Origin of the sequence: Acutalibacter sp. LFL-21 (genome assembly GCF_025630755.1) — a bacterium.
Classification (GTDB): Bacteria; Bacillota; Clostridia; order Oscillospirales; family Acutalibacteraceae; genus Acutalibacter; species Acutalibacter stercoravium.
The window spans coordinates 54,613-64,621 of the sequence record NZ_JAOTNT010000013.1 but is presented as its reverse complement, the minus strand read 5'-3'; the positions used below and the strand labels follow the sequence as shown (position 1 = coordinate 64,621).

General features: G+C 56.5%; 5 protein-coding genes. All 5 read right to left on the bottom strand.

Going from position 1 to position 10,009, the window contains the following annotated elements; genetic code table 11:
* Positions 1 to 161: 161 nt before the first annotated feature.
* The 5 genes from ODJ80_RS12920 to ODJ80_RS12900 all read right to left on the bottom strand — a co-directional run bounded on the left by ODJ80_RS12920 (position 162) and on the right by ODJ80_RS12900 (position 9,973).
* Positions 162 to 3,698, bottom strand: coding sequence for an S-layer homology domain-containing protein (locus ODJ80_RS12920; RefSeq protein WP_263042397.1), 3,537 nt, complete (start codon positions 3,696 to 3,698; stop codon positions 162 to 164).
* A gap of 263 nt (positions 3,699 to 3,961) precedes the next feature.
* Positions 3,962 to 6,049, bottom strand: a complete 2,088-nt coding sequence (locus ODJ80_RS12915) for a sodium-translocating pyrophosphatase (RefSeq protein ID WP_263042396.1) — start codon at positions 6,047 to 6,049, stop codon at positions 3,962 to 3,964.
* 342 nt (positions 6,050 to 6,391) lie between these two features.
* Positions 6,392 to 7,636, bottom strand: coding sequence for an LCP family protein (locus ODJ80_RS12910; protein ID WP_263042395.1), 1,245 nt, complete (start codon positions 7,634 to 7,636; stop codon positions 6,392 to 6,394).
* Positions 7,633 to 9,234 carry an aldolase catalytic domain-containing protein gene (locus tag ODJ80_RS12905; RefSeq protein WP_263042394.1) on the bottom strand — a complete coding sequence of 534 codons (1,602 nt, stop codon included), beginning with the start codon at positions 9,232 to 9,234 and terminating at the stop codon, positions 7,633 to 7,635. Before ODJ80_RS12905 ends, ODJ80_RS12910 begins: the two co-directional genes overlap by 4 nt.
* 1 nt (position 9,235) lies before the next feature.
* Positions 9,236 to 9,973 carry a 3-deoxy-manno-octulosonate cytidylyltransferase gene (locus ODJ80_RS12900; RefSeq protein WP_263042393.1) on the bottom strand — a complete coding sequence of 246 codons (738 nt, stop codon included), beginning with the start codon at positions 9,971 to 9,973 and terminating at the stop codon, positions 9,236 to 9,238.
* Positions 9,974 to 10,009 lie beyond the last annotated feature (36 nt).

The window sequence follows — 10,009 nt, the reverse complement described above, 5'->3', positions numbered from 1 at the left end:
TGCTCTCGATTTTCTGCGTTCTTTACCAGCATTTTTATCACCCTACACCATTATACCGCATTTTCTCTCTCAATACGAGAAAAAAGGCCACCAAAAGGTGACCTTTTTCGACAGGCTGATGGCTCCCTTGCGGGAGCCATTCCTGTGTGCGCTATGTTCTTTTATTTGGCCACGTTCTGGTCGAAGTTCGCCATGATGCTGGCCGCCTGGGCGCGGATGGTGCTGCCCTTGGGGTCGATGGTGCCATTCTCATGGCCGTTGATCAGGCCCTTGCCGTTGGCCCAGCTCAGGGCGGTTTCCGCCCAGCTGCTGATGGAGCCAGCGTCCGGGAACTGGGTCAGGTCGCCAGTAGCCGTCAGGTCGTAGCCCTTGAAGCGGGCGTACTTGTACAACATCACAGCGAACTGCTCACGGGTCACGTTGCTGTCGGGGTCGTACAGACCGCCGCCAATGCCCGCCACAATGTCGTTCTGGGCGGCCCAGGTGATGGCGTCCACAGCCCAGTGGCCAGAGGTCACGTCGGTAAAGGTGGAGTCGCCGGTCACAGCGGGCTTGCCTTCCAGGTTGTAGAACAGCTGGGCAGCCATGGCGCGATCCAGCTCCATGGTGGGCTCAAAGGTGGTCTCGTCGGTGCCGGCCATGATGTTGTTCTCGTATACATAGGCCACGGCGTCATAGAACCAGTCCTCCCCTTCCGTCACGTCCGTGAAGGGCCAGGTGGGCTCTTCCGGCTCGGAGGGTGTGCCGCCGCCTGCATAGGCAATGGTATAAGTGTTGTTTCCCTCTTGAGTTAAAACATATCCAGTTGCAGCTTTCAAGGTAACCGCGATCCCAGCTTCATAGGTGATACTAAAAGTCTTATTTCCAGATACGCTGTAATCACCACTTTTCAGCACATTAATAGTCCCACCATTTTCTACCGCGTCCACAGCATCCTGGAAGTTGGCGTATCCAATACCCTCAACTTCCGCTACCGCTCCATTGGTAGTGGAAACCGTAAATGTACTGAAGCCATTGGGATTAGTAAAAGTCAGGTTTTTGCTATCCACAGTACCTGTGTCCACAGTACCTGTGTAATAGTAAGTACGGCCCCCATCTTTAATGTGCTGAATGTAAAGCGTTTCGTTAGAAGTAGCAAAATTAGCAGGTAATGTAAGAGTGATAGTCACCGGCTTGTTTATCTCTAAGGGCCGAGGGTCTCCAATTTGCACCGCATTGACAGTTCCGCTATCCTCGCTGTCCAAAATAATCTGGCCACTCTCCAGGTTTGCCGTAGTAGCCACAGTACGGTACATGGGAGTGATATCCAGAGTCACCGTCTTTGCTGCCATATCAACCGCATCAATGGAAATGTCCATGTAAGGCTGGATTACGATAGTAGTATTTTTGACAGTAGCCTCTTCCGATCCACTGGGAAGAACTTCGTTCAACTGCTTTAAAACTTCCGTATTCGTTGTTACTGTATTGTTCTTAGCCACAGTATTCGCCGCGGCGGTCAGGCCATCGCCAGAAACAACGTTGGCATCCAGAGCACTTTGAATAGCCTCGGCAGCTTCCTTATCCGCTTCTTCTGTAATACTCTCGGATACATTCGCGTCTGGTTCCGCTGTAACAACTTCCGCAGGCGCCTCTGTATTAGCATCTGTTACCATGTAGTTGTAGCCAGGTTCATCGCTTTCTACAGCAACCTTCCCTTTTGCCACATACTCACTGGGGTCGTGAGTAAAGTTGCCGCCGGAGATGAATTTAGTTTTATTTTCGCTATACACTAATCCATTGAAATCGCCGCCGTTGATCTCCAGTGTCACTTTATCAATATCCTCTGGGCCATTCTCTTGAGGGTTTGCCTGGACGAAAGCTGCATTTGCAGAGAATGTACCGCTATTGACAGTAATTTTAATGGGCAACTTTGTTGTGTGCTGAGTTACCGCCAAAGCTACATTAGAAGATGTAGATCCGTTTCCATTAGGTGCCTCAGTATATTCCCCATTACCACCAATAATTGTACTGTCAGTAATTTCCAACTCACCAGCACGGATTTCGATACCTGTGCTATCTTCACTATTGCTAATAATCGTAGAATCCGTGATAGTTGTTTTCGCATATCCAGCAAGATACATGCCATTGCCATCTTCTGTATTCAATGTGGCACCGTCAAGAATAAATTCGGGAACGTTTCCATCTGTGTCTTTAATCGTTCCATTTATATAGAACGCATGACCTCCTGCCCCAGTATAATCGCGAACACTATTTAAAGTGCCATATACAGTAGCTTTTACGCCATACGCTTTTTGAGCCTCATTATAATCAACAAATAAACCAGACCACCCTTGCAAAATGACATCTTCTCCAACGGTTATGACTGTGTAGTCCGCTTGATCTGTTTCTGCCCCGTATAACATGACAGGGGCGTAATAAGGCTTTTCCTCATACAGCATGCCTCTACCCATCAGGTTGAGAATGCCATGCGTTAAATTGATTTTCCCATTTTGAGCAAATCCTACATCAAAACCATTCAAATTAAGAGTGATTTCACGGCCGTCGCTAATATAGATATTTCCATTACCAGTTGTAGATTTCAATAACACAACTGTATCGCCGCTCTCAGCTTTGCTAATAGCCTCTTCCAAGGAGTCAAAATAGTTTTCTCCCACCTGGGCGACCGAATTTCCAGGTCCCAGAGGCTCTACCACATACTCATCATCGCTCTCGACCATGGTATAGCCATCAGCAACATATTCGCTCACATCGGAAGAGAAAGAACCACCAGTAATTTCCAACACTTTATTGTTTTCATTATTTCCTCTGACGATCAAAGCGTCCTGCTCGGCAGTAAGAGTGCCTCCAGAAATCTGCACAGCACAATCGCCGTATTCTCCAGCAATATTTAGTGCAGCGCATCCTTGCCCGCCTGTACCGTCTCCCCAGTCTCCTGTATCGCCAGTACCTTTGCTAGTAATCAGGGCATCGCCACTGATATCAAGTGTTCCTCTTTGAATAGAGATACCACCAGCAGCACCATAGATAGTCCCGCCAGTGATCGTTGTTTCACCAGAGTGAGGCAGATAAACAGCATAGTCAGCAGTGGAAATCAATTCACCACCTTGGATGACAATAATAGAGTTTTGTGTTTTATTGTTCCCATTCCCGGAAATGGCGTACCAGCCAGCTTCGACCTTACCACCTGTGATAGTAATGTCTCCTCCGTTCATCACACCAAGACCATATTGTCCTTCATTCGCTGGATCAGTAAAAGAAGCGGCATCAATGAAACCACTTTCCAGAATAATTGAAGCGTTTTCGCCAATAGCAGAAACAAGAGCCGTGGTCCCTCCGGAAGCATAGGTTGACTCAGTAAAAATCTTTCCCGTGCTGTTTTCAGCACTATCCCGGATTGTTAAATCACCATATACTACAATATTCTTGGATGGAACATTGGAAGCCTCAATCTTTTTCCCGTTAATATCAAGAATTAGAGACTTCTCCTCCGGAACAATTAAACCGGTATCGGAAATATCAGTATCGGCAATCATTTTGATTGTTTCCCCTGAACTGGCGTTGGACACCGCTTCACCTAGTGTCGCATAAGTGTTGTTACCAACTTGGGCAACATCGCCATCTTCCGCACTCGCTGCCACGGGTATCATGCCCACGATGAGGCACAACGCCAACAGAGTTGCCAACAATTTTCGCTTCATTTACAGTTCCTCCTTTTCAAATAAGGCCGCTTCTGTGAGGTTATCTCACAGAAGAAAGGGGCATGCCCCTTTCTTTGAACTTCTTGTTTGGATTATAACACATAATTTCATTTATGTCTATTATTTGCAAGTAAAAAATCCGGCCTGTTTTTTGCCAAACCAGCCAATTCCCACTGGGAACCTGCCGCAGACATAGAAAAAAGCACCCATCTGGGTGCTTTTTCCTGTTCTGCCGCTTTCCTGCGCTCTGGGGAAAGCTGCGTTCAGCTAAAGAAGGAGAACATGACGAACACAGAGGAGAGCAGCGAGGAAACCAGGCTCACCACGGTGATCTGGGTGTTGATAGAGGGACCGGCAGTATCCTTGAAGGGATCGCCCACGGTGTCGCCAATGACAGCCGCCTTGTGAGAGTCGCTGCCCTTGCCGCCTTCCGCGCCGGCCTCGATGTACTTTTTGCAGTTGTCCCACAGGCCGCCCGCGTTGGACATGAACAGGGCAATCAGCAGGCCGCTGACAATGTTGCCCAGCAGGAAGCCGCCAATGGCGCTGGGGCCACCGATAAAGCCCACCACCACCGTGGCGATAATCGTCATCAAACCGGCGGGGATCAGCTCCCGCAGGGAACCGGAAGTGGCGATGTCGATGCACTTGTCATACTCGGGCTTCACGCCGGGCTTGCCTTCCCGCAGGCCCTTGATGGAGTTGAACTGCCGGTGAATCTCGGCCACCATGCGCTGGGCGTTCTTATCCACGCCCAAAATCAGCATGGCAGAGAACACCGCGGGCACCACAGCGCCCACCAGCACACCGAAAAACACCGTGGGGCTCATAATGTCGAAGCCGGTAATCGGGTCCCGGCCCGCGGCGGCCAGGGCGTCGTTGGCCTCGCTCATAAAGGCGCCCAGCAGGGAGATAACCGTCAGGCCGGCGGCGCTGATGGAAAAGCCCTTGGTCACGGCCTTTACCGTGTTGCCGGCGCTGTCCAGCTCATCGGCGGTGCGGATGGTCTCTTCTCCCAGGCCGCCCATTTCCGCCAGGCCCCGGGCGTTGTCCACAATGGGGCCATAGGCGTCGTTGGAGATGATCATGCCCACGATGGACAGCATGCCCACAGCAGCCATGGAGATGCCGAAGATGGCGTAGCCCTCGCCCATGGGCTCGCAAAGCTTATAGGCCACCAGGGCGGAGATGGCAATGCCCACCATGGCGGGCAGGGCGGAGATAAAGCCGTAAGAAATGCCGGAGAGCACTGTGAACGCCGGGCCGGAAGAGGAAGCCTTGGCAACTTTCTTCACGGGAGGCTTGGAGTCGTCGGTGAAATAGTCGGTAGTGATGCCAATGATCACGCCCACCAGCAGGCCCACGGCGGCGGCGCCCCAAATGCGCCAGGAGAAGCCGGGGAACACCGCGGTGGCAATGGCGGTGAGCACCAGGTAAATGGCGGTGGTCACATAAGTAGAGGAGTTCAGGGCACTGGTGGGGCCCTTTTTCCCCACACGGGCGGTGGCAATGCCGATGATAGAGGCAAACAGTCCCAGAATGGCGTAGCAGAACACCATGCTCACGTTGTTAAACCCTGTGCCGGAAAGGGACTGGGCAATCACCAGGGAAGAGGCCATGGCCGCCACGTTGGAGTCGAACAGGTCGGCGCCCATGCCGGCCACGTCGCCCACGTTGTCGCCCACGTTGTCCGCGATGACGGCGGGGTTGCGGGGGTCATCCTCGGGGATGCCCAGCTCCACCTTGCCGGTCAGGTCGGCGGAGACGTCGGCGGTCTTGGTGAAGATGCCGCCGCCCGCCTTGGCGAACAGGGCCAAAGAGCTGGCGCCGAAGGAGAAGCCCAGCAGGATGCTGGAGTCGCCGGTGACCATCAGCACGGCGGCTACGCCCAGCAGGGAGCAGCCCACCACCAACAGGCCCATAACTGCGCCGCCTCGGAAGCCGATGAGGAACGCCGGCTTAATGCCCCGCTGGGCAGCCTCTGCGGTGCGGGCATTGGACAGTGTGGCCACCAAAATTCCGATTTTTCCGGCAATGGCGGACAAGGCCGTGCCGCAGAGATAGGCCACCGCCATCTTGATGTTGTCCAAAAAATCGCCGGTCCAAATGGGGGAGGGCAGCAAAATCAAAATGACAATGGCTGCCACACCGGCAAATTTTGCCAGGACCTTGTACTCCCGGCGCATAAACGTGTTGGCGCCCTGCTTAATCAGCAAAGACACCTCCTGGATCTTGGCGTTCTCAGTCTTCTGCTTTTTCACCCACAGGTACAAGTAGGCGGCAAAAGCGAAGGCCAGGGCAACGCACAGGAACGACAGGCCATAGAACAGGGACAGTTGACTCTCGTCCATAGAACTCACCAAACCCTTCTCAAAAAATGGATTTTTGCATGGAAGGGGAAGCCCGCTTCCCAGCCTGCCCTGAAACGTGAAAAAAGCGGCTCCCAAACAGGGGGAGCCGCTTCTTGCCCGGGATCACAGGCCCCTCCGGCAGGGGCCTCGCCATTTCACACAGCGCAAAGCTCGGAATAAATAGGGACGCGTTCGCTCCCTATGACAGACTCCACCACTTATTCCACAATACAGTATAAGCCCAGAAAAGTCAACCTGTCAAGTATTTCCTTTTTCGCTTTTTCCCTTTTTGATTATTTTTACAAAAATCTTCCCATGTTTTTTCTCTTCTGGAAATCCCCCTCATTCTCCCTTCAGGAAGACCCTCAGCCTTTCGCTGGCCTCTTCCACGCTGGCGCCGTCCGGAAGGATGACGTACAGCTCCTGCCCAGGCATGGACCAGGTCTCCCGGTAGGCGCTCTCTCCGCTGGCCGTGTAGGTCTGGATGTCCCAATCCCCGGAAAGCTGGGGCCCCAAAGCCAGAATTTGGGCCTGGGGCATATTGGTCTCAAAATTTCCCGAAACAGCCTCCAGCACAGCGGGAAGGTTTTGCACCAGGGCTGGAGAGGAAGCCTTCTCCACCACGGCCCGGATGACCTCCATCTGGTTTTTGGCCCGCTGGTAGTCCCCTTCGGGAAAGCTCATCCGCTCCCGGGCAAAGGCCAGTGCCTCAATGCCGGTGAGTTGGTTGTACCCCTGCCGGTAGGTGCGGATATTCTCCACCGTGAACTCCCGGTCCGAGTAGACGCTGACGCCCCCCAGGGCGTCGATGATCTCCACAAAGCCGGTGAAGTTCATCCGCAGGGTGTAGTCAATCTCCACCCCATAGAGGGTCTCCAGGGCGTCCACCGAGGCCTGGATGCCGTAAATGCCCGCGTGGGTCAGCTTGTCCTTGGCGCCCCCGGTTTGGGAGAAGGACACATAGAAGTCCCGGGGCGTGGCCACCAGCAGCAGGCGCTTGGCGCGCGTATCCACCGCCGCCAGAATATTCACATCGCTGCGGGAAAGTGTGGAAATGTCCCCGAAGGTGTCGCTGCCGCTGAGGTAGAGCAGGAACCGCTCTGGGGTGCCCTCCGGCACCGGCAGGGGCTGGGCCTCCTCCTGGGGGAGGGAAACCGCCCCCAGCCTGCGCATGCCTTCGGCGGTCCACTCATAGCCCCGGGCGTCGGAAAGGCTCAGCTGGTAGGACTCCTCCAACAGCACGGCCCCGCAGGCCCCTTGCTGCAAGGCGTCCGCCAGGGCGAAGGCTGTGGGATATTCCTCCACCGCCGGAGAAGCGCCCAGGGCCTCCTCCAGCCGGGCCACCGCTTCTTCCTCCCCCGCCAGGGAGCCAAAAAGATATCCCGCCGCGTCAGAAAGATCCTGGGCGGGGTCATCGGCCAGCACATAGACGGAGACCTCCCGCTGGGAAGCGCCGGGCTGGGTCACCTGGTCCAAGGTCCGCTTGGCCTGACCGGCGTAATAAACGCCCATGCCCACCGCCAGCACCACCAGCGCCAGAAGGATACCCCCCGCCCACAGGAGCCGCTTTTTCGTGGAGGCGCTCATGTTTTTCCCTCCCTGTCCTCATAAGCCGAGGGGGTAAGGAACACCATCTCCAGGGGCAGGCGCCGCAGCTGTTCCCCCATGCGGCGCTGGCGCTCGAAAAGCTCCGCGGCGTTGACGGGCAGGACGGCTTCCCGACTGTAGTAGCTGGCCTCCGGCTGGGGGCGGAAGCCATCAAACCCTGCCAGGAACACCTGCCGGGCCCCGCAGCGCTCCAGCAGCTTCAGCAGCATCAGCCCCGCGTTGTCCGAGACCATGCCGTCCTCGTTGACGCACTGGCCATAGTCCACAAACAGGCATCCCTCCCTACCGTAAGCCGCCAGGTTAGAGGTGAGGATAAGCCGCGCCCCCGCCATGTCCCGCACCTGGGGCCCGATGATGTCCAACCGCTTGTGGCTGCTGACAAAACAGGCGTCCGGCCGGAATTTGGGGTCGGCAAAGTTCACGGTGAACACAAAGGGGTCCTCCCGGCGGATGAACTCCAGCACCTGGGTTTCCCGGGTGCGTAGGCTCTGGCCCGGGGCCAGCACCAGCAGCTTTCTTCCCCGCAGCAAGGCAGAAAGCTCCTCTACGGCACGGCTGTCGTCGATGGCCCGGTTTTGGAACTGGGCGTACAGCTGGCGGATAAGCCCCTTGTCAAACTCCACCCGCCGCTCTTTGGGAATGGAACGCAGCACACTTTCGATGTCCTGCATGGTCAGTGTCTGCTTGTTCAGCAGGTAAGCCGCGTAGTTGGGGTGGCAGGCGTGGATGGCCGCAATGTGGTAAGCCATGGTGTACCCCCACTCGTACTCCCGGCGGAGGAAGGCGATATACTCATCGTAGATATCCATGACCATGGCCACGTTGTACCGGGACTGGATGTTCTTGTTGATATACCGGGCAATCAGCTCTGTGGGCAGGTTGCCCGCCCCCCGGCCCATGCCGTAGACCGAGCTGTCCAAGATCAGGTCCCGCTTGGCCTGGATGTTGGAGAGCACCTGGGCGTTGGAGAAGGCCAGCTGCAGATTGTTGTGGCCGTGAAAGCCCAGCTTGACCTGGGGGTCCATGTTCTCGTCGATGAGGTGGAACTGGCGGGCCACCTGGTTGCGGTACATGCTGCCCAGGGTGTCCACAATATAAAAGGCGAAGGGCTTCAGCTGGTTGACCCGCTCCACCAGGCGCAGAAGCTCCAGGTCCGAATAGAAGGCAGTGCCCACCGGCTGCAGAAACACCTGGTACCCCTTTGCCATCATGGCGCCGGCCCAGGCAAAGGCCCGGTCCGCCTCCTCCCGGTGGAAGGTGAGGCGGATTCCGTCGATATCCCCCTCCCGCCGGGGCGGCAGCTGGTCCGGCGGAAGCTCCCACTCCCCCATGGCGATCATGGCTACGAACATGGCCCGGCGCGGCCGCTGGGGCAGCAGGGGGGCGATGTCCCCGGGGCTGCGGAACAGGGAGCAGTCCTCCCCCCGGGGACGGCTGGTGAGGAACCCGCACTCGATGATGTCGATGCCGCCGGCCTCCAGCTTATCCAAAATAGAGGCGATGGCCCGCCTGCCAAATTCCCAGTTGTTGATATAGCCCCCGTCCCGCAGGGTGCAGTCCAAAACCTGTACGCCCATGTCAGATCTCCCCCCTGTCCACTTTTTGCCGCAGCACCCCCCGCACATACTCCAGGTCCTTGGGGGTGTCCACGGAAAGGGTCTTGGCCTCCACGGGGATCATCTTCAGCTTGCGCCCGTGCTCGATGAACCGCAGCTCGTTGATGTCCTCAATGGACTCCAGGGGCCCCCGGGGCGTCTGATCAAAAAACTCCAAGGCCGCCCGGGTGTAGCACAGCACCCCCAGGTGCTTGTAGAACTGGTACTCCACGCTGGCCTTGGGGTGGGGGATGGGGCTGCGGGAGAAGAACAGGGCGTTGCCCGCCTCATCCGCCACCACCTTGATGTTGGTGTCATCCACCGCCTCCACCGGGGAGTGGATAGGCGCCATCAAATTGGCGGCGAAGAACCCCTCCAGAGAATCCGGCACCACCGCGTCCACCAGGGCGGGGTCCAGCAGGGGCTCGTCCCCGTTGACGCAGACGTACAGGTCCGCCTTCAGGGACTGGGCCGCCTCGTACACCCGCTGGGTGCTGGTGGGGCACTGGGGTGAAGTCATTTTGCAGGGGATCTGGTACTCCCCGCAGGCCTGGCGGATGGCCTCGTGGTCCGTGGCCACCCACACCTCCGCCAGGCGCTTGGCCTTTTTCACCTGATGGTACACCCACCACAGCATGGGCCGGCCGCACAGGTCCGCCAGGGGCTTGCCCTTAAAGCGGCTGGAGTCGAACCGGGCGGGGATAATTCCGATCACACGCATCGCGTTTACCTCCTTGAACAATCCCGCAGGCACTGC

Coding starts and splice junctions, on each gene's coding strand:
- ODJ80_RS12920 (WP_263042397.1), bottom strand. CDS start 3,698: ATGAAGCGAAAATTGTTGGCAACTCTGTTGGCGTTGTGCCTCATCGTG.
- ODJ80_RS12915 (WP_263042396.1), bottom strand. CDS start 6,049: ATGGACGAGAGTCAACTGTCCCTGTTCTATGGCCTGTCGTTCCTGTGC.
- ODJ80_RS12910 (WP_263042395.1), bottom strand. CDS start 7,636: ATGAGCGCCTCCACGAAAAAGCGGCTCCTGTGGGCGGGGGGTATCCTT.
- ODJ80_RS12905 (WP_263042394.1), bottom strand. CDS start 9,234: ATGGGCGTACAGGTTTTGGACTGCACCCTGCGGGACGGGGGCTATATC.
- ODJ80_RS12900 (WP_263042393.1), bottom strand. CDS start 9,973: ATGCGTGTGATCGGAATTATCCCCGCCCGGTTCGACTCCAGCCGCTTT.